General features: G+C 71.3%; 18 protein-coding genes. 12 read left to right on the plus strand and 6 right to left on the minus strand.

What is annotated here, in order from left to right; translation table 11 throughout:
- Window positions 1-24 precede the first annotated feature (24 nt).
- The 4 genes from IEY61_RS07860 (at window position 25) to IEY61_RS07875 (ending at window position 5899) form a co-directional block, all read left to right on the plus strand.
- Window positions 25-1041, plus strand: coding sequence for a coiled-coil domain-containing protein (locus IEY61_RS07860; RefSeq protein ID WP_229705753.1), 1017 nt, complete (start codon window positions 25-27; stop codon window positions 1039-1041).
- Window positions 1042-1077: 36 nt separating this feature from the next.
- Window positions 1078-2631 (plus strand): fused MFS/spermidine synthase, encoded by a 1554-nt coding sequence (locus IEY61_RS07865; protein WP_189042004.1) that lies wholly within the window; start codon window positions 1078-1080, stop codon window positions 2629-2631.
- Between the two features lie 71 nt (window positions 2632-2702).
- Window positions 2703-4397: a serine/threonine-protein kinase gene (locus IEY61_RS07870; protein WP_189042006.1), complete on the plus strand. Its 1695-nt coding sequence runs from the start codon at window positions 2703-2705 to the stop codon at window positions 4395-4397.
- Window positions 4398-4477: 80 nt separating this feature from the next.
- Complete coding sequence (locus tag IEY61_RS07875; protein WP_189042008.1) at window positions 4478-5899, plus strand: CLIPPER-2 domain-containing protein; 1422 nt, start codon at window positions 4478-4480, stop codon at window positions 5897-5899.
- A 64-nt stretch (window positions 5900-5963) separates the two neighbouring features.
- Here IEY61_RS07875 and IEY61_RS07880 read toward each other — a convergent pair whose 3' ends face one another.
- Together IEY61_RS07880 and IEY61_RS07885 are read right to left on the minus strand one after the other, a co-directional pair.
- On the minus strand, window positions 5964-6635 hold the full coding sequence (locus IEY61_RS07880; RefSeq protein ID WP_189042010.1) for a potassium channel family protein: 672 nt from the start codon (window positions 6633-6635) through the stop codon (window positions 5964-5966).
- Window positions 6625-7959: a TrkH family potassium uptake protein gene (locus IEY61_RS07885; protein WP_189042012.1), complete on the minus strand. Its 1335-nt coding sequence runs from the start codon at window positions 7957-7959 to the stop codon at window positions 6625-6627. Before IEY61_RS07885 ends, IEY61_RS07880 begins: the two co-directional genes overlap by 11 nt.
- 222 nt (window positions 7960-8181) lie before the next feature.
- Here IEY61_RS07885 and IEY61_RS07890 point away from each other — a divergent pair, with 222 nt between their 5' ends.
- A complete protein-coding gene (locus IEY61_RS07890; protein WP_189042014.1) occupies window positions 8182-8448 on the plus strand; it encodes a hypothetical protein in 267 nt (88 codons plus the stop codon).
- 92 nt (window positions 8449-8540) lie between these two features.
- Here IEY61_RS07890 and IEY61_RS07895 read toward each other — a convergent pair whose 3' ends face one another.
- Window positions 8541-8816, minus strand: coding sequence for a GntR family transcriptional regulator (locus IEY61_RS07895; protein ID WP_189042016.1), 276 nt, complete (start codon window positions 8814-8816; stop codon window positions 8541-8543).
- A gap of 452 nt (window positions 8817-9268) precedes the next feature.
- On the opposite strand from IEY61_RS07895, the gene IEY61_RS07900 reads away from it, so the two are divergent.
- The 5 genes from IEY61_RS07900 to IEY61_RS07920 are packed head-to-tail and all read left to right on the plus strand — an operon-like array spanning window position 9269 to window position 14028.
- Window positions 9269-10474: a substrate-binding domain-containing protein gene (locus IEY61_RS07900; protein WP_189042018.1), complete on the plus strand. Its 1206-nt coding sequence runs from the start codon at window positions 9269-9271 to the stop codon at window positions 10472-10474.
- Window positions 10475-10482: 8 nt separating this feature from the next.
- Window positions 10483-11226 (plus strand): ABC transporter ATP-binding protein, encoded by a 744-nt coding sequence (locus IEY61_RS07905; RefSeq protein WP_189042020.1) that lies wholly within the window; start codon window positions 10483-10485, stop codon window positions 11224-11226.
- Window positions 11223-12017, plus strand: coding sequence for an ABC transporter ATP-binding protein (locus tag IEY61_RS07910; RefSeq protein ID WP_189042022.1), 795 nt, complete (start codon window positions 11223-11225; stop codon window positions 12015-12017). The genes IEY61_RS07905 and IEY61_RS07910 overlap by 4 nt, the downstream gene beginning before the upstream one ends.
- On the plus strand, window positions 12017-12907 hold the full coding sequence (locus tag IEY61_RS07915; protein WP_189042024.1) for a branched-chain amino acid ABC transporter permease: 891 nt from the start codon (window positions 12017-12019) through the stop codon (window positions 12905-12907). Before IEY61_RS07910 ends, IEY61_RS07915 begins: the two co-directional genes overlap by 1 nt.
- Window positions 12904-14028 carry a branched-chain amino acid ABC transporter permease gene (locus IEY61_RS07920; RefSeq protein WP_189042026.1) on the plus strand — a complete coding sequence of 375 codons (1125 nt, stop codon included), beginning with the start codon at window positions 12904-12906 and terminating at the stop codon, window positions 14026-14028. Before IEY61_RS07915 ends, IEY61_RS07920 begins: the two co-directional genes overlap by 4 nt.
- Window positions 14029-14083: 55 nt before the next feature.
- On the opposite strand, the gene IEY61_RS07925 is transcribed toward IEY61_RS07920, so the two are convergent.
- Window positions 14084-14887 carry a hypothetical protein gene (locus tag IEY61_RS07925; protein ID WP_189042028.1) on the minus strand — a complete coding sequence of 268 codons (804 nt, stop codon included), beginning with the start codon at window positions 14885-14887 and terminating at the stop codon, window positions 14084-14086.
- Between the two features lie 107 nt (window positions 14888-14994).
- Between IEY61_RS07925 and IEY61_RS07930 the strand changes: the two genes are divergently transcribed.
- Together IEY61_RS07930 and IEY61_RS07935 are read left to right on the plus strand one after the other, a co-directional pair.
- A complete protein-coding gene (locus IEY61_RS07930; protein WP_189042030.1) occupies window positions 14995-17118 on the plus strand; it encodes a RecQ family ATP-dependent DNA helicase in 2124 nt (707 codons plus the stop codon).
- Window positions 17119-17279: 161 nt separating this feature from the next.
- Complete coding sequence (locus IEY61_RS07935) at window positions 17280-18281, plus strand: DUF8832 domain-containing protein (RefSeq protein ID WP_229705754.1); 1002 nt, start codon at window positions 17280-17282, stop codon at window positions 18279-18281.
- Between the two features lie 58 nt (window positions 18282-18339).
- Here the strand turns inward: IEY61_RS07935 and IEY61_RS07940 are convergent, their stop codons facing one another.
- Both IEY61_RS07940 and IEY61_RS07945 read right to left on the minus strand, forming a co-directional pair.
- Window positions 18340-18759: a helix-turn-helix domain-containing protein gene (locus IEY61_RS07940; RefSeq protein WP_189042033.1), complete on the minus strand. Its 420-nt coding sequence runs from the start codon at window positions 18757-18759 to the stop codon at window positions 18340-18342.
- A 118-nt stretch (window positions 18760-18877) separates the two neighbouring features.
- On the minus strand, window positions 18878-20047 hold the full coding sequence (locus tag IEY61_RS07945) for a class I SAM-dependent methyltransferase (RefSeq protein ID WP_189042035.1): 1170 nt from the start codon (window positions 20045-20047) through the stop codon (window positions 18878-18880).
- Window positions 20048-20071: the final 24 nt, after the last annotated feature.

The following is a 20071-nucleotide window of genomic DNA, read 5'->3' on the forward strand; positions in this document are numbered from 1 at the left end:
GGCCGCCGACGGAAGGATGCCTTCGTGCGCAGGTCCATCTCCATCCGGCGGCGGATCCACCGGCCGCTGATCGCCCTGCTCGCCGCTGTGGCGCTGCTGCTCGGGGTCGGTGCCGTGCCGGCGTACGCCGAGCCCAACGAGGGTGGCAGCAAAAAGCTGCGGGACGCCCTGGAGGCCACCGCCAAGGCGCACATCGAGGCCAAGCGCAAGCTCGACGGCTCCAAGAAGCGGCAGAAGCAGCTCGGCGTCGAGTTGGCCGCGGTGGAGGATCGCCTGGTCGAGCTGACCGTCCTGGTCGGCGAGGTGGCGGCACAGTCCTACCGGGTCGGCCGGCTGAGCGCCACCGCCGCGCTGCTGGACAGCGTCACCCCGGAGGCGTTCGTGCAGCGGGCTGCCAGCCTCGACATGATGGCCCAGCGGGACAGCCGTCGGGTGCGCGAGCTGACCGAGGCACGCGAGCAGGCCCGGCAGGCGAAGCTCGCGATCAACGCCGAGGTCCGCGAGCAGCAGAAGCAGGTCGCGGTGATGGCGAAGAAGAAGCGGGAGGCCGAGGCCGCACTGGCGGCGGTCAGCTCGGGCAGCAGCGGCGGGTTCAGCGGTGCCAACTCCACCTCGGCGAGGCCGGCGCCGCGCAACTCCGACGGCTCGTGGCCGGGCGAGTCGTGCTCGGTGAACGACCCGACCACCTCCGGCTGCATCACGCCCCGCACCCTGCACGCCCTCCAGCAGACCCAGGCCGCCGGGTACAAGCGGCACGTCTCCTGCTACCGCAGCGGCGGCTCGGGCGAGCACCCGAAGGGTCGGGCCTGCGACTTCTCGGCGGCCACCAACGGCTTCGAGGACCGCACCGCCACCGGCGGCGACAAGACGTACGGAGACAGCCTGGCCGCCTGGCACGTGCGTAACGCCGACCGGCTCGGTGTGTTGTACGTCATCTGGTACCGGCAGATCTGGCACCCGGGCACCGGATGGCGGGCGTACAGCGGCAGCGGCAGCCCCGCCGCGGACCACACGAACCATGTTCATCTCTCGATGTACTGACCTGCGGCCGGGGGATCGCTGCGTACGATCGCCACGATGAACTCGCCATCGTCCGACGTGTCGGTCCCACCCGCACCGCCCGAGCCGCAGGCCGCTCGGGCCCTGCCCAACGGGCTCGCCGCGTTCCTGGTCTTCTACGCCAGTGGCGCCGTCCTGGTCCTGGAGACCGCCGCGCTGCGCCTGGTCGGGCCGTACGTGGGCGTCACCCTCCAGGTGACCAGCTCGGTCATCGGCATCGCGCTGGCCGCGATCGCGTACGGAGCGTGGGCGGGCGGCTGGCTCGCCGACCGGCGTAACCCGCGCATCCTGCTCGCGCCGGCACTGGTGCTCGCCGGCATCGCCACCGCGATCACCCTGCCCGCGGTGCGCTACGCCGGTGAGGTGCTGCGCGGCGGCGCGGCCAGCGCCATCCTGCTGCTGGTCGCGGTCGCGGTGTTCGCGCCCGCGATGCTGCTGTCCGCCGTCACCCCGCTGGTGGTCAAGCTGCAACTGGCCGACCTGCGCCGCACCGGCCAGGTGGTCGGCCGGCTCTCCAGCATCGGCACGCTGGGTGCCGTCACGGCCACCCTGGTCACCGGCTTCGTGCTGGTCGCCGCCCTGCCCAGCACCGTCATCCTGTTCGGGCTGGCCGGCTCGCTCGGCATCGTCGGCGTCGGGCTCTGGGTCTATCTGCGCCGGCAGGACCGCGCGGCGCTGCCCGGTCCGGCCCGGCTCAAGTCCGCCCTGGCGGCGCTCGGCCTGATCGGGGCCGGACTGACCGTGATCGCGCCGAACCCGTGCGACGTGGAGACGGCGTACCACTGCGCCCGGGTCGAGGCCGATGCCGTCCGGCCCGGCGGGCGTACGCTGCTGCTCAACTCGGCCCAGCACTCGTACGTCGACCTGGCCGACCCGACCCACCTGGAGTACGCGTACACCCGGTGGATCGGTGCGGTGGCCGACGTCATCGCGCCGCCCGGGCAGCGGCTCGACGCGCTGCATCTGGGCGGCGGCGGGTTCACCGTGCCCCGCTATCTGACCGCCACCCGCGCCGGCACCGACAACCTGGTCTTCGAGATCGACGGCGGGCTGGTCGAGCTGGGCGAACGGCAGCTCGGTGTGACGCAGGGGCCCGACCTGCGGGCGGTGGTGGGGGACGCCCGGATACTGGTGGCCGCCGAGGCGACCGACAGCCGGGACTTCGTGGTCGGTGACGCGTTCGGGCATCTGGTGGTGCCCTGGCACCTGGCCACCCGGGAGATGGCCGCCGAGATCCGGCGGGTCGCCCGGCCCGGCGGCGTGTACGTGCAGAACGTCATCGACTACCCCCCGCTGCGGTTCATCACCAGCGAGGTGGCCACCGTCGCCGCCGAGTTCCGGCACGTGGCGGTGATCGCCCCGCCGGAGGCGCTGGCCGGCGCGCGGGGCGCCAACTTCCTGATCGTCGCCTCCGACGCGCCGCTGCCGTTGGCGGCCGTGCGGGCCCGCCTGGACGCCGACAACGAGCCGGCCAGCCTGCTCTCCGGTGGCGACCTGACCGACTTCATCGGCGCGGCGCTGGTGCTGACCGACGATTACGCGCCGGTGGACCAACTGCTGGCCACCGCCTGATCGGGTGACATCGCTGACCGAATCTGACCAGAAAGGTGTAGCCGGCCTCGTGTCGGGCAACAACGCCGACCATGGGTGGAGGGGTACACGGTGGCGCACAGTTGCTCGGTGAGCGGTACCGGCTGATCGAGCAACTCGGCGCGGGCGGGATGTCGGTGGTCTGGCGCGGCTACGACGAGGTGCTCGGCCGCCAGGTCGCGGTCAAGGTCCTGGCCTCCCGGCTGGCCAGCGACCGGGCGTTCCGGCATCGGATCCGCAGCGAGGCCCAGGCCTCCGCGCGGCTCTGCCACCCCAACATCACCAACGTGTACGACTACGGGGAGTCCGAACAGGTCGGGCTGACCGTGCCGTACGTGGTGATGGAGTTGATCGACGGCGCCCCGCTGACCGCGCGGCTCGCCTGCGACCGCCACCTGCCGTGGCGGGAGGCGGTGACGGTCGCCGCGGAGGTCGCCTCCGCGCTGGCCGCCGCGCATGCCCGGGGCGTGGTGCACCGTGACGTCACGCCCGGCAACGTGATGCTCACCCCGACCGGCGTGAAGGTGGTCGACTTCGGCATCTCGGCGCTGGTCGGCGAGAGCGAGCAGGGGCCGGACGGCACGCTGCTCGGCACACCCGCCTATCTCGCCCCGGAACGGCTCGACAACGGCCAGGTCAGCCCGGCCACCGACGTGTACGCGGTGGGGCTGCTGCTCTACCGGATGCTCACCGGACGGCTGCCCTGGCAGGCCGACACCACCACGCAGATGCTGCGGGCGCACATGTACCGCGAGCCCGAACCGATGCCGTCGGTGTCGGGCCTGCCCACCGAGGTCGCCGACCTGGTCCACCGCTGCCTGGCGAAGCGACCGGCGGACCGGCCGGCCACCACCGAGCTGGCCCGGACCCTCGCGCTGGCCGCTGGCAGGTCGCCGGCGGTGCCCGCCGGTGTGGCACGGGCCGAGCCGTTGCGGCTGTCCAGCGCCAGCACCACGATCCTGTCCTGGTCCGCCGCGACCGACGCGTTGCCCTTCGCCGGCCTGCGGACCCGTCGGACGATGGACCGCCGCCGCCGCATCGAGGCGGGGGTGGCCGCCGCAACGCTGATGGCCGTGACGGCGGGAGTGTGGGGGGTCACCTCGCGCAGCCCGGCCAGCGGCGGCATCGACCAGCCGGCCCAGGCCCGCATCGGCGGCGAGCAGCAGTTCCCGTGCCAGGTGTCGTACACGCTGCGCAAGGACTCCGGCAAGGACTTCACCGCCGAGGTACGCCTGACCAACACCGGCGACCGCGAGTTGCGTGACTGGACGGTGCGCTTCGCCTTCCCGGGTGAGCAGAAGGTGACCGGGGCGACCCCGGCGCCGGTGCGCCAACAGGGGCGGGCGGTGGTCGTGCAGCCCGATCAGCAGCGCCCCCCGTTGGCTCCGGGCGCCACCGAGAAGCTGAGCCTGTCCGGCACGTACACCGGGTCGAACCCGCTGCCGGTGGAGTTCCGGGTGGGCGACGAGATGTGCGGTGTGCAGGTCGCCGGAGTGGCCGGTGCCGCGCCGAGCACCAAACCGGCCCCGAAACCGGTGCGGGCCGCGGCCGGCAAGGCCGGCTCCGGTGGTGCCGGTGGCACCAAGGCCAAGCCGGAGTCGAAGCCGAAGAAGAGCCAACCGGGCAAGGGCAAGCCGAAGAAGGGCAAGCCAGAGCACGCCCAGCTGGCGAAGGGCACGAAGGGCAAGTCGGAGAAGGCCAGGGGTGGGAAGAAGGGCAACCCGGGCAAAGGCCAGCCAAAAGGGTGAATCGTCTCCGCGTCGCATCACATGTCTGCCCGGGGCTCGTTGATCTCGGCGTCAATGAGGCTTCACGACACGGGGATGACATGAGCAGACTTGTACCATCTGGACGGGCAGGTGCGTGGGCCCGTCTGGCCGCTGGCACCCTGCTGGTCGGCGCGATGCTGGTGGTGGGCGCCTCGCCGGCCATGGCCGACACGGAGATCAGCATCAACCCGGGGAACGTCCCGACGACGGCGGCCGACTTCACCCAGAACTGCGATCCGAACCTGGGTGGCGGACCGTATCCGAACGAGGACGTCTGGGTCTTCGACCTGCCCGGCAGCAATCCGCCCACCGACGAGTTCGTGACGGTCACGGGCACCTGGAGCACGCCCAGCGGCACCGTCACCAGGACGATTCCCGCCGCCCAGGACAGCGCGCTGGTCAACGACATGGGCACCAGCAAGGCGTGGATCCGGCTTCCGGCCGGCTGGACGCTGACCGGGGCGACGGCGGTGGTCACGGGCACGGAGAGGTTCTTCGTCCTCACCAGCACCTGCGCCGCCTCGAACCCTGAGGTGCGCCCGCGCCTGTCGCTGGCCAAGAAGGGTGCGCCGGCCAGTGGGCTGAAGGCCGGTGACGTGGTGACGTACACGTACACGGTGACGAACACGAGTACGGGTACGACGTCTCCGATCACGGGTATCACCGTGAAGGACGACACGGTCACGGGCATCACCTGCGTGGCGACGTCGTTGGCGCCGGGGGCGAGTACGACGTGTACGGGTAAGTACACGGTGACCGCTGCCGACGCGGCCAAGGGCAAGATCGTGAACGTGGCGCAGGCCAGTGGTTTCTTCAGCGAGCAGACCGTGCGCTCCAACGAGGCGACGTTCACCGTCACGACCCAGACGCCGCAGGCCAGCTTGTCGATCGACAAGAAGGCGCGGATCGATTCGAACTGCCGGGACAAGTGTGAGAACGACGGCTACGCGGCCAAGGGCGACAAGATCCACTACACCTACCGGGTGACCAACACCGGCACGGTGACGATCACCGACGTCGCGGTCGACGACCCGACCGCAGGAGCGGTGGTCTGCAACAGCACCACGCTGGCGCCGGGCACCTCGACCGACTGCCACGCCGTGAAGCCGTACGTCGTGACTCGGTCCGACGTCAAGCACGGCAAGGTGGTCAACACCGCCCGGGCGACCGGCAAGTTCGGCAGCCGGACCGTGGTCTCCGACCCGGCCACCGTCACGATCTGCATCCGGCACGGCAAGCACGATCACCGCAAGGACCACGGCAAGGACCACGGCAAGGACCACGGCAAGGACCACGGCAAGGACCACGACAAGGACCATGGCAAGGGCCACGGCAAGGACCATGGCAAGGGCCACGACAAGCTCCCGGTGACGGGCGACGACACCGGCGGCGCACTCGCCCTGGGTGGCGGCCTGCTGGCCGCTGGCAGCCTGCTGCTCGGCGCCTCGCGGTTCCGCCGCAGGGCTGGCTCCACCCTCTGACCCGTACGCCAGAACGCTCCGGGCACCGCACGCGATGCCCGGAGCGTTCGTGGTACGCGCACGGTCAGGTCAGGGTGGAGAAACGCTGGACCTGCTCGATGGCTCCCTCCACGATGATGATGTCGTCCGGGCAGAGTTCCAGCCCCTCCGAGACGTAATGGAACCGGTCTTCGGTTGTCCGCTTGACCCCGACCACCCGTACGCCGTGGCGGTTCAGCAGCCATGCCTCGGTGATCGCGCCACCGACCAGTGGCTGGGGCACCCGCATCTTGGCGATGGCGAAGGCACCCTCGAACTCCACGAAGTCGAGCATCCGGCTGACGATCAGATGAGCCAGCCGTTCGCCCGTTTCCGCCTCCGGAAAGATCACGTGTTGGGCGCCGACCGCTTCGAGGATCTTCGCGTGTTGGGTGGAGGTGGCTCGGGCCCAGATCTGCGGTACGCCGAGCTCGACCAGGGCGAGCACGGTGAGCACGCTGGCCTCCACCGAGGCGCCGATGGCCACCACCACCCGTGGCAGTTCCGCCACGCCGAGCTGGCGCAGTGCCTCCCCGTTGGTGGAGTCGGCCTGCGCCACCTGGGCGAGCTGCGCCGACCACTTCTGCACCTGCTGCGGGTTGTCGTCGATCGCCAGCACCTCGTGGCCGAGTGCGTTGAGCGACTCGGCGAGGTGGCTGCCGAACCGACCTAGCCCGATCACGACGACGCCGTCGGAGTCGGCGTTCCTATCCGACAATGGGTTGCTCCTCTGCGTAGCGATAGAGCCGGTGCCGGGTGTTCAGGGCGATCGCCGAGCCGAGGGTGAGTGGCCCGACCCGGCCGATGTACATCAGCGCGATCAGCAGGAGGTGCCCGGCGTCGGAGAGCGCCGACGCCACGCCGACCGTGAGTCCGGTGGTGCTGAAGGCCGAGGTGATCTCGAAGAGGGCGGCCTGGAAGGGCAGGTGGTTGGTCATCGCGATGAGCAGGGTCGCGGCAACGGCCACGATCGCGACACTCAGCAGTGCGACGGTGAGTGCCTGTCGTTGGCTGGCGGTGGCGACCCGCCGATGCCCGACCGTCACGTCGGGCTCGCCGCGGACCTCCGCCCAGATGACGAAGGCGAGCAGGAAGAAGGTGGAGACCTTGATCCCACCGGCGGTGCTGGCGCTGCCGCCGCCGATGAACATCAAACCGATCAGCAGCGGATAGCTTTCCTCGCGGAGCGCGCTGACCGGCACCAGCTCGATCCCGCCGGTCCGGGCCAGCGCGATCTGGCCGAACGCGGCGAGCAGCTTGTCCGCGACGGAGTACTGCCCGATGGTCCACCGGTTGGCCCACTCGACGGCCAGGAACACCATGGTGCCGACAGCGACCAGGATGAGGCTGCCCCAGATGCTCAGCTTGGTGGCGACCGCCCAGCGCCGCGGCTGTCGCCATTGGCGGGCCGCCTCGAACAGCGCTGGGAAGCCGAGCCCACCGACGATGCCGCCGAGGGCCAGCGGCAGGGTGACCCAGGGGTCTTGGGAGAAGCCTCGTAGCCCGTCGGGGTAGAGCGAGAAGCCGGAGTTGTTGAACGTTTGTACGGAGTGGAAGCCGCCCGACCAGAGCGCGCGGCCCAGTGAGTAGTCGTAGTCCAGCCAGAGCCGTCCGCTGACGATGATCGTCATCAGCGTCTCGCAGACCAGCACCGTGGCGCCGATGTGCAGCAGCAGCCGGCGGATGTTGCCAAGCCCGTACTCCAGCGTCTCGGCCTGGACCAGCAGTCGATTGTGCAGGCCGAGCCGCCGGGAGACGGTCAGGATCACCAGCGCGGCGCCGGTCAGGATGCCGAGGCCGCCGATCTGGGTGAGCACGGCGATCACCACCAGACCGGAGGTGGACCAGTAGGTCGGGGTGCTGACGACGGCCAGACCGGTGACCGAGATCGCCGAAGTGCTGGTGAACAGCGCGGTGAGGAAGGACGGGTGCCGAGGCTCGACCGCCATCGGGGGCAGCATCAGCAGGCCGGTGCCGAGCAGGATCGCCACCAGGAAGCCGATCGGCACGAGCCGGACGGGGTGACGGAAGAACCGGCGCATCAGACAATCTTCCGATTCCGTCCCTTTCTCGGGAGTCGAATACGCCAATCCCGAGGATTCATCGGACGGTCAGGCAGCGACCAACTGCCGGTCAGCCCGGCCCGGTCTGCTGAGGCGGATCCCTGAGGAGAAGGAGACCGCCTTGCGGCGAAGGAGCGGCTGCCGCAGTGATCATCCAACGATCCATGTCGTCGTCGCTGACCGGGTCGGGTAGGAGAGCCGATGATTACCGATGCAACGCTCGCCCGCATCAACCAAGGGGTGCAGTTGCATCATCATCAAGGCCAGCGTGCGGCTGCTCGCGACCTGTTCGCACAGATCTGGGACGAGACCGGCGGGACCGAAGCCCGCAAGATCGGCGATCTCGGCCGGGCTCGCGAGCACCTCCAGCGTGCGGAGGCGGGAATCGGCGCGCTCGGCGATGACGAGTACGGGCAGCTGATCAAGGGCGGCCTGGACCGGCTGGCCCAGCAGTTGACGTCCGAGTAGGCGCTGCCGCAGACACCGGGTAGCCGGTGGGAGCACTACTCGTTGGCTGCGTTGTTTCACGGTGAAATATTTATGTCTGTGTGAAATGACGCCTATTCGAAGCTGTGGCCTCCGGCCTCGGCCCGCTCAACCAGGTGCTGACCGTCAGTGCGCTCGGCGACGAAGGTGCCCCGTCCGGGCTGACCGGTGATCAGCTTGCGGTCGTGCAACAGCGACAGGGCGCGGGACACCGTGTTCATGTGGACGTTGTACGACTCGGCGATCTCTCGCGTTGACGGGAGCTTGTCGCCGGGCTTGAGTTCGCCGCTCTTGATCTTCGCGGCGATGTCGTTGGCGATGCGGTGGTATGGGGCTTCTGCTGTTGGCATGGGAGGACTCCGGTTGGTTCGGCGAGCCCGGTTCACGCCGGAGGGGCGGCGATGAGCACCGGTCCTTTCGTGGTGCACCTGCCGGTGCGGGTCACCAGTCTGGCCGCCGCGAAGCGGTTCGCCCGGGCGGTCACCCGCGCGCTGCGCAGCGGTGATCGGCCCCCGTTCCGGCGGAATGGCGGTATCCGGCGGCGGTGGTTGCCGCCACTTCGGCGAAACGGAGTTGATCAAGAGGCAACGTGTCCGGGGCCGACACACGAGCGGGCTGGAGGGTGGGGGTGGTCGCCGCCCGGGCGCGGTGGCGCGATCGCCGAGGCCGGCTGCTTGTCAAGGCTGGCCACTCCATCCTGGCTACTTGTGTGTTGCCGCCACATAGCCCGTGGGTGACGTCACTTCTAGCGTGAGCCGACACATAAGGTTTCTCTTCCTCTGAGTCCTCACGTGGAGTCGCTATGACGGTCCGGACGACACGACGGGTGTTCCTGTCCACCGCCACGATGATGGCCGCGGCGCTCGCGGCCACGGCGTGTGGCAGTCCGCAGGACACCGCCAGCGGCGGTGGCGACGGCGCCGCGCCGGTGAAGGTTGGTCTGGTCTACTCCCAGTCGGGAGCGTTGGCCAGTTACGGAAAGCAGTACATCGAAGGGTTCCGGGCGGGTCTGGACTTCGCCACGAACGGCACCAACAAGGTGGGTGACCGGGCGATCGAGATCACCGAGGTCGACGACGCCGGTGACCCGGCGAAGGCGGTCTCCGCGGCCAAGGACCTGATCGGCAAGGGCAACAAGATCATCGCGGGCTCGACGGCCTCCGGGGTGGCGCTCCAGGTGGCTCCGATCGCGGCCCAGAACAAGGTGCTGTTCATCTCCGGGCCGGCCGCCACCGACGCGGTGACCGGCGCGAACAAGTACACGTTCCGTTCCGGCCGGCAGTCGTACCAGGACGTGGTGACCGCAAAATCGTTCATCGGTGACCCGGCCGGCAAGAAGGTTGTGGTCTTCGCCCAGGACGGCGCGTTCGGTGACGCCAACGAGGCGGCGGTCAAGGAGGTCATCGGCGGTGCCGGGGCCACCGTCAGCGCGGTCCGGGCACCGGCCAGCGCCACCGAGTTCACCCCGTTCGCCAGCCAGATCAAGTCCGCCAAGCCGGACCTGCTCTTCGTCGCCTGGGCCGGCACCACCGCCCCGGCGATGTGGCAGACCCTCGACCAGCAGGGCGTACTCACCTCCACCACGGTCGTCACCGGCCTGGACATCCGCGCCTCCTGGCCCACCTTCGGCGCGGCCGGCAGCAAGATCTCCTTCCTGTCGCACTACTTCGACGGGGCCAGTGACACCGAGGCGGCCGAGGCCGCGAAGGCCAAGGTTCCCGGCGGCACCCTCGACCTGTTCCACCCGGACGGCTTCGCCGCCGCGCAGATGGTGGTCCGGGCCGTTCAGGAGGGCGGCGACGACGTGGACAAGATGGTCTCCGCGCTGGAGGGCTGGAGCTTCGAGGGCGTGAAGGGCACGATGACCATCCGCGCCGAGGACCACGCCCTGCTCCAGCCGATGTACCAGGCCAACCTGACCGGCAGCGGGGAGAACTTCACCGCGACCGCGCAGAAGGCGCTCACCGGCGAGGAGACCGCACCGCCGGTCCAGGCGATGAAGGGCTGAGGTTCGCCATGCTCGCCACCCGCGGTCTGACCTGGCGGATCGGTGAGGTCGCCATCGTCGACTCCGTTCACCTCGACCTGGCGCCCGGGGAGTTCCTCGGCGTGATCGGGCCCAACGGCGCCGGCAAGACCTCACTGTTCAACCTGATCACCGGCCTGCGTCGGCCCACCGAGGGAAACGTCACCCTGGACGGGCGGGACATCTCCGCCCTGCCGCCGCACCGGCGGGCCCGGCTCGGGCTGGGGCGTACCTTCCAGGCGTCCTCGGTCTTCGGCTCGCTGAGCGTGCGGGAGAACGTCCGGCTCGCCGTGCAGGCACAACGCGGGGGCTCGATGAAGCTGTGGCGGCGGGCGGCGGCCGACCGGGAGGTGGCCGCCGCCGCCGACGCGGCGCTCGACCGGGTCGGCCTGGCCCACCGGGGTACGGCGTTGGCCGGCACCCTCGCCCACGGCGAGAAACGCAAGCTGGAGATCGCGCTGCTGCTGGCCGGCGAGCCGCGGGTGATGCTGCTGGACGAGCCGATGGCCGGGGTCAGCGCCGAGGACGTGCCGGAACTGGTGCGCGTGATCCGGTCGTTGACCGGCGACAGCGGCCGTTCGGTGCTGATGGTCGAGCACCACATGGACGTGATCCTGGAGCTGGCCGACCGGATCGCCGTGATGCACCACGGCGCTCTGCTCGCCTGCGACACCCCGGAGACGGTGATGGCCAACCCGACCGTGCAAGAGGCATACCTGGGTGAGGAGCTATGACTGAGCCGGTGCTGACGGTAGAGGACCTGTCGGTGCGGATCGCCGGACTGCACATCCTCCAGGGGGTGTCCTTCACGGTCGCGCCGACCGGCGTCACCGTGCTGCTCGGACGCAACGGCGTCGGCAAGACCACCACCCTGCGCGCGATCGTCGGCCTCACCCCGCGGAACGGGGAGGTCCGCGGCACGGTGCGGATGAGCACCCGGAGCCTGCTGGAGCAGCCCACCCACCGGCTGGTCCGCGGCGGGCTCGGCTACGTGCCGGAGGACCGTTGCGTCTTCGCCGGGCTCACCGTCGCGGAGAACCTGCGGCTCGCCGAGCGGCGGGGCACCACTGCAGCGTACGACCGGGTGTTCGCGCTCTTTCCCGAGCTGGACCGGCGGTCCCGGCAGCGGGCCGGCTCGCTGTCCGGCGGGCAGCAGCAGATGCTCGCCATCGGCCGGGTGCTGCTCAACGACAACCAGCTGTTGCTGGTCGACGAGCCGACCAAGGGGTTGGCGCCAAAGGTGGTGACCGAGGTGGCCGAGGTGCTGGAACGGGTGGCCGAATCCGTGCCGGTGCTGCTGGTCGAGCAGAACCTGGCCGTGGTCCGGCGGCTGGCCCACGACGCGGTGGTGCTCGCCGCCGGCCGGGTCGCCTGGACCGGTGACGCCCAGGAACTGCTGTCGGCGACCGCGCTGACCAAGTCGCTGCTCGGCGTCGGCTCGGCGCAGGGCGAGCACCACGGGGCCGGCACGGAGCCGGGGGCACCCGCCAGCACGCCGGGCCCGGCGCGGGAGGACGGCAGCTGATGGACACGATCATTCTGCTGACGCTGACCGGGCTCGGCCTGGCGGCGCTGTACTTCCTGGTGGCCTCCGGGCTGTCGCTGGTCTTCGGCCTGGCCGACGTGCTCAACTTCGCGCACGGGCTCTTCCTCGGCGTCGGCGCGTACGCCACGTGGTGGGCGGCGGGGAACCTGCCCGGTGCCGGGCCGGACGGCCTCGGCTTCGTGGTCGCGGTCGCCTTCGGGGTGGCCGCCGGCACGCTGATGGCGGTGCTGGTCGAGCTGGTGCTGATCCGGCCGCTCTACTCCCGCACCATCGAGCAGGTGCTGGTCACGGTGGGTCTCTCCCTGGCCGGGGTGGCGCTGCTGCAGGCCACCTGGGGCGCGGACGCGCGACCGTTCCCGCGCCCGGAGTGGACCCGGCAGGTGACCTCGATCCTGGGCGCGCAGGTGCCCAACGGCGGCCTGCTGCTGATCATCGCAGCGGTGCTGGTGCTCGCCGCGATCCTGGCCTTCCTCCAGTGGACCCGCTACGGCCTGATCATCCGGGCCGGGGTGGAGAACCGGGAGATGGTCACCGCGTTGGGCATCGACGTACGCAAAGCGTTCACCCTGGTCTTCGCGATCGGTGGGGCGGCGGCGGCGCTGGCCGGCGCGCTGGGCAGCGTCTACTTCGGCACCGTCTCGCCCCAGCAGGGCGGCTCGCTGCTGATCTTCGCGTTCATCGTGGTGGTCATCGGCGGCATGGGCTCGGTGGTCGGGTCCGCGTACGCGGCGGTCGCGGTCGGGCTGCTGCAACAGTTCGTGAACTACTACGGCACCTCCGGGCTGGGCGACATCTGCGTGGTCGCGCTGCTCGCCGTGGTGCTGCTGCTGCGCCCGCAGGGCATCGCCGGAAAGGTGGCAACGGCATGACCGAGGTCAAGAGCCCCGAGCTTCCCGCGCCCCCGGCGGCGGTGCCGACCGAGTCGACCCCGGGCCGTTTCAACCGGCTGCGCCCCTACCTGCCGCTGGTGGTGCTGGCCGTGGCGGTGATCCTGCCGTACTCGACGCTGCACCTGCCGGGCATCTTCGAGGGGACGCTGAACTCGCCGGGCACCCTGCAACTGCTCGCCGTCTGCCTGGTCTTCGGCGGCCTGGCTGCCGGCTACGACCTGCTGTTCGGGCGGACCGGGATGCTCTCCTTCGGGCACGCCCTCTACTTCGCCGCCGGGGTGTACGGCACCGACATCCTGATCACACGGGCCGGGCTGCCGCTGTGGCAGGCCGCGCCGCTGGCGATCGTCGGTGGGGCGACCCTCGCCGGCCTGATCGGGGCGGTGGCACTGCGTACCATTGGCATCGCTTTCGCCATGGTGACGCTGGCCTTCGCCCAGGTCGGAGCGATCCTGGTGGCTCGCGACTTCGGCGGGCTCACCGGCGGCGAGGAGGGGCTGCCGCTGGACGTCGCCGGGCTGCCCGCCGGTCTGGTCGGCGTCGCCAACACGGTCAACCTGTACTGGCTGGCCCTGGCGTACCTGGTCGCGGTGGTGTTCGTGGTGCACCGGGTCGCTGCCTCGCCGACCGGGCGGGTGCTGGCCGGGGTACGCGACGACGAACGCCGCATCGGGGTGCTCGGGCTGGATCCGTACCGCTTCAAGCTGGTCGCCTTCACGCTGTCGGGCGGTCTGGCGGCGGCGGGCGGAACGGTCTACTGCCTGATCGTCGGCGGCGCTTCGCCGCACATCACCAGCAGCGAGCTGACCCTGTCACTGCTGGTGATGGTGGTGCTCGGCGGGCCGGGCACCCGCTGGGGCCCGGTGCTGGGCGGCATCCTCTACATGTACCTGGACCACCGCCTGGTCTCCTTCGGCAGCTCCGACGCGGTGAGCGCGCTGCCGGCCTTCCTCAGCCGCCCGCTCTCCGAGCCGCTCTTCGTCCTGGGCACCGTCTTCATCCTGGCCGTCTACTTCTTCCCCGGCGGCCTGGCCAGCCTGGCCCCCCGCCTGGCCCTGCTCCGCAACGCCCTGCGCCTCGGTCCACGTCGGCCGGGCTGATCACCGGCGGGCGGCACAGCGGCGTGCCGCCCGCCAACCTCACGAGTGGCCGACGTCAGCCGTTGTTGAGCATGTCGTACGCCGCCTTCGGCGCAGGCTTCGCCTCGTCACCGACGAAGGCGACGATCTCCGGGGCGGTGCCGAAGTCGGAGTACTCCACGACGTACTTCGACGCCTTCTGCTTACCGAGTGCCGGGATCGCCAGGGTGAGCGAGGTGAGGTTGCCGTCCGGGCCGACGACGGCGGTGAGCGGAACCGGCTCGGCGGCGTCGCCGAGAGGCGCCACGCCCGCCATGGCCTCCACCAGCTCCGGCTCGGTGGAGAAGTCGACCACACCCGTGTACGTCCCGTCCTCGCCGGCCTGGACGTCGGTGGCCGCGCGAATGATCACCTCGGCGTTGCCCGGGTCGGTGCCCTCGTACGTGGGCATCTCGTCGGCCCCCTCGACCTTCGTCCGATCCAGCTCCATCCAGGTGGTCGGCAGCTTCATCAACTTCTGGATGTCCCGATCGCCCTTGAACCTCACCTTCATCCAGGTGCGTGACTCGACGAACCGGAAGGACATCTCCAGGGTGAAATCCTTCTCCTTGCCGACGATCTTCATCTCCATGCCGCGGTTGGTCGGGTCGATCACGCCCGAGACGTCACCCGAGGCGTCGCTGGTGATGAAACGGAAGGCCGGGTCCTCGTCGTCGGGCACCGCCGTCAGCAGTTCCTGCTTCGGGTCCGGTGGCGGTGGGGCCGCCTGCGGGCTGGCATCCTTGTCGTTGCAGCCGGCCAACAGAGTCGCAGCCAGCAGGGCGACCGCGGTGGCCGCGAACCGCCGGGTGGTGGCGGTGGTGCCGGTTCGCTGAGTCATTTCGTCTCTCTCCCGGATCGAACGAGAACCGTACGACTCTAGACGAGGCGGCGGCCGGGTTGTCGGTGGCCGTGAACCCGGCGGCCGGACGCTGGTAGAAAGGCCGGATGAGCCAGGAACGGACGGCGGTGCGGCAGCGGGCCGAGGCGGTGCTGCGGCGGCTGGCGGGCGAGGACGCCCGGCTCCGCGAGGACCAGTGGCGGGCGATCGAGGCCCTGGTGATCGACGAGCGGCGGGTGCTCTGCGTGCAGCGCACCGGGTGGGGCAAGTCGGCGGTCTACTTCGTGGCCACCGCCCTGCTGCGCGAGCGCGCGGAGGCGACCGGCCCCACGGTGATCGTCTCTCCCCTGCTGGCGTTGATGCGCAACCAGGTCGAGGCGGCCGGACGGGCCGGGATCCGGGCCCGCACCATCAACTCGGCCAACCTCGACGAGTGGGACGAGATCACTGCCGACATCCACGCCGGCGTGGTGGACGTGCTGCTGATCAGTCCGGAACGGCTCAACAACCCGGACTTCCGGGACAGCGTGCTGCCGAAGCTGGCCGCCACCACCGGCCTGCTGGTGGTCGACGAGGCGCACTGCGTGTCGGACTGGGGGCACGACTTCCGGCCGGACTACCGCCGGCTGCGTACCTTCCTCGGCAACCTGCCCGAGCGCACGCCGGTGCTGGCCACCACCGCCACCGCCAACGCCCGGGTGACGCAGGACGTGGCCGAACAACTCGGCGACGCCCTGGTGCTGCGCGGCAGCCTGGACCGCGAGTCGCTGCGACTGGCCGTGCTCGACCTGCCGAGCCCGGCGCACCGGCTCGGCTGGCTCGCCGACCACCTGGACCGGCTGCCCGGCTCGGGCATCGTCTACACGCTGACCGTCGCCGCGGCGACCGAGACCGCCGAGTTCCTCCGATCGCGGGGCTGGTCGGTGGCCGCGTACACCGGGCAGGCGGAGGACGCCGACCGCCGCGCCGCCGAGCAGGACCTGCTCGACAACAAGATCAAGGCGCTGGTCGCCACCAGCGCCCTCGGCATGGGTTTCGACAAGCCGGACCTCGGTTTCGTGGTGCACCTGGGCGCGCCGCCCTCGCCGATCGCCTACTACCAGCAGGTCGGCCGGGCCGGCCGGGCCGTCGAGCACGCCGAGGTGCTGCTGCTGCCCGGCGTCGAGGACGCGGCCATCTGGCGGTACTTCGCCTCGCTCGCCTTCCCGCCCGAGGAGCAGGTCCGCGCGGTGCTCGCCGCCCTGCACACCGACCGGCCGCTCTCCACCCAGGCCCTGGAACCCCTGGTCGACCTGCGCCGGGCCCGACTGGAGCTGATGCTCAAGGTGCTCGACGTGGACGGCGCGGTCCGCCGGGTGCGCGGCGGCTGGCTCGCCACCGGCGAGCCCTGGGTCTACGACGCGGCCCGGTTGCGCCGTGTCGCCGCCGCCCGCGCCGCCGAGCAGCAGGCCATGCTCGGGTACGCCTCGACGACCGACTGCCGGATGCGCTATCTGCGCGAGTGCCTGGACGACGCGGAGGCGGCCGACTGCGGCCGGTGTGACCGCTGTGCCCGGCCGCTCTTCTCGCCGGAGGTGTCGCCGGCCGCGCTGACCGCCGCGCAGACCTTCCTCGGCCGCCCCGGCGTCCAGATTGCGCCGAAGAAGCTCTGGCCGACCGGGTTGGCGGCGGTCGGCGTACCGCTGAAGGGGCGCATCGCCCCGGCGGAGCAGGCGCTGCCCGGCCGCGCCGTCGGCCGGCTCTCCGACCTCGGTTGGGGTGGCCGGCTGCGGAACCTGGTCGGGCCGGGCACACCGGACGGCCCGTTGCCCGACGACGTGGCCGCCGCCGTCATCGAGGTGCTCAAGGCGTGGGCGCACGGCGACGACCGGTGGCCCGCCCGCCCGGTCGGCGTGGTCGCGGTCGACTCGCGTACCCACCCGGTGCTGATCGGTTCGCTGGCCGAGCGGATCTCCACCGTCGGGCGGCTACCGCTGCTCGGTCGGGTCACCTCGGCCGGGCCGGTGGGCGGCGACGGGCCGCGCGGCAACAGCGCCCAGCGGGTACGCGCCCTGCACGGAAACCTCACCGTGCCCGAGGCACTGGCCGACGCCCTGGCCGGACTGGACGGCCCGGTGCTGCTGGTCGACGACCTGGTCGACTCCGGCTGGACCATGACCCTCGCGGCCCGCGCCCTCCGCCACGCCGGCGCCCCCGCAGTCCTCCCCCTGACCCTAGCCCTGGCAGCCTGACCCCACCCCCACCCCCACCCCGGCGATCTTGCACTTTTGGTCGGGGTAAAAGGGGTGAATGATCTGTATCGGCGACACAAAGTGCAAGATCGGCGAAGGATCGGGGGTGGGGTGGGGTGGGGTGGGAGGGGACGGGGAGGGGCGGCGATACGGTGGGGACCATGGGTGAGCAGGACCTCGACGCGTTGGCGCTCGGGTCGGTGCGGAGGGTCGAGCGATCGGCGGCGGGGGACGGCGCCGATCCCGAAGGGGTCTCCGCGGTGCCGGATCGGGCCACGGTCCGGCTGGCTCTGGTGGTCGGCGGGCTCGTTCTCGCCGTGCTGCTCGGGTTCGGGCTCGGCCGGATCAACGGCGGTGGGCCGGCGGCGGGTGGGGCGGTGGACAGCGCGTTGGCCGACCACGTCCACGCGCCCGGGATCGGCGCGCACTCGCACGGCGCGGGGCAGGCCGAGGCGGCCGAGGCGGGGGGGCTGGCGGTCAGCCGGGACGGCTACACGCTCACCCCGGCGTCCGCCGAGTTCACCGCCGGGCGCGCCGGGGAGCTGCGGTTCCAGATTCGGGACGAGCAACGCCGGGCGGTGACCCGCTTCGCGGTGGTGCACGACAAGCCGATGCATCTGATCGTGGTGCGCCGCGACCTGACCGGCTACCAGCACCTGCACCCGACCATGGCGGCGGACGGGACCTGGTCGGTGCCGCTCACGCTGCCGGAGCCGGGCGTCTGGCGGGCGTACGCCGACTTCACGGCGCTCGCCGACGACGGCCGGCAGACGGCGACGACCCTCGGCGTGGACCTGGTGGCACCGGGCGGGTACGCCCCCCGGGCCCTGCCCGCACCGGCGACCACGGCCACGGTCGACGGGTTCACCGTCGGCTACCACGGCACACCCGAGCCTGGCCTGACCGTGCCGCTGGTCTTCCGGGTCACCGCGGGCGACGGCACCGGCCCAGCGCTGGAGCGCTACCTCGGGGCGTACGGCCACCTCGTCGTGCTGCGCGAGGGCGATCTCGGCTACCTGCACGTGCATCCCGAGCCGGAGCTGGTGGATGGTGCGATCCAGTTCTGGTTGGCCACTCCCGCATCCGGGCGGTACCGCCTCTATCTGGACTTCGCCACCGGCGGCGAGGCGCGGACCGCCGAGTTCACGGCGGCGGTGCCGTAGCCGGGGCGAAGGTCAGCCGAACACGGCGGCGGGCCCCCGCCGGCCGGCGAATGCAGCGTCAGCCGGCCCGACGGATCGGGCGACGGGCGAGGTAGCGCAGCAGATCGCGGATGTGGTGCTTCTCCTCGGCGGGCACCGTCGGATCCGCCAGCCGTTGCAGGATCACCCGGACGTCGGCCTCGACCGGGCTGTCGTCCCTGCCACGCCGCGACGGCCCCGGGCCGGCGTCGGGCAGGCCGAGCGCGCGGAAGGCCGCCGCCACCGGGAGGTCCAGCGCGGCACAGAAGCCGCGAACCTTGGCCAGTTCGGGGTAGTCCTGCCAGTCGCCGGCCAGCCAGCGGAAGACGGTCGAGCGGCCGACGCCGGTGTGCGAGGCCAGGTCTCTGACCGTCCATCCGTGCTCTTCGCGGGCCTCGTCGATGGCCTGGCGCACGAAGCGCGCGAAGGCCATCTGTGGCGAAACCTCTGCCGATCCCATCCGGTGGGTGGTCCCTCCCGACCGGCACCCCGCGGTGCGCTCTCCGAGAGTAGTACGGCGGCGGAGAGAAAGAACTGACTGACCGACCAGGCGGCCCCGGCGGTGAGACCGGGATCGGTCAGCGATCCGGCTCGGAGGGCTTGAGCAGGGTCTCCAGACGGGGGGTGAGCTGCCACTGCGCGACCAACTCGCGATATTCCGTTCGCTGCCCCTCGGTCGGTTCGGCATCCGTACGACGAGCGCGGATGAGCAGGTTGCGTGGGGTGTGCGCGGAGTCGACGAACTCGACCACCTCGGCCCGGTAGCCGTGCAGCCGCAGCAGGGCGGCGCGCAGCGCGTCGGTGAGGACGTCCGCGAAGCGCTCCCGGAGGATGCCCTGCCGGGTCAGCAGGTCGTACGGCCGGGCAGCCGGCTGGGCGCGCAACTGCGCCGCGATGTCGTGGTGGCAGCACGGCGCGGCGAGCACCCAACGGGCGCCCCAGCGCACCGCGCGGGCCAGCGCCTCGTCGGTTGCGGTGTCGCAGGCGTGCAGCGCGAGCACCAGATCGGGAGCTGGTTCGACGTCGGCGTCGGCGATGGTGCCGGCCACGAACCGCACCCGGTGGGCCCAACCCAGCCGTTCGGCCAGTTCGGTGTTGCGGCGGCGCTGGTCCTCGCGGACGTCCACGCCGACCAGCTCGACGTCGAGGCCGAGCTGCGACAGGTACCGGTAGGCGGCGAAGGTCAGGTACGCGTTGCCGCAGCCCAGATCCACCACGCGCAACGGGCCGGGCAGGTTCCGGGCCGGCTCGACGGGCAGGGTGGCCGCCAGCGCTCGCAGGAACGCGTCGACCTGCCGCCGCTTCGCCGCCGAACCACCGATCTCGGCGAAAATCGGGTCGCCGGGATCGAGCAGGTACTCCTTGACCCGGTCGTGCCCGGCCGGCGCGACGGCCGGGCGGGCGGCCGTCGTCCGGTGGACCTGCGCCTCGCCCGACTTGGTGACCCGCAGTTGCAGCGTGCGGTCGGTGGTCTCCACGTGCCAGTTGCCGAACGGTTCGGCCAGCAGCGCTTCGACCGCGGCGTCCGCCTCCGGACCCGGTGCGACGTTGCGGGTGTACGGCCGGGCCCCGTCGGAGGTGGCGATCTGCAATCGCGGGCCGGCCTTGAGCGCGACCGGCCGCAACTCGGCCCGCACCACCGAGGGATGTTGACCACGCCGGCGCCCCGCGGCCACGGCCCGGGTCAGCGCGGGATTGAGGAGCATCGAGCGCACCTCGGCCAGGGCCGAGTCCAAGGGTTCGGGCATCGCTCCATCTTCCCAGGTCCGCCC

Source organism: Micromonospora sonchi (genome assembly GCF_014646235.1).
GTDB lineage: Bacteria > Actinomycetota > Actinomycetes > Mycobacteriales > Micromonosporaceae > Micromonospora > Micromonospora sonchi.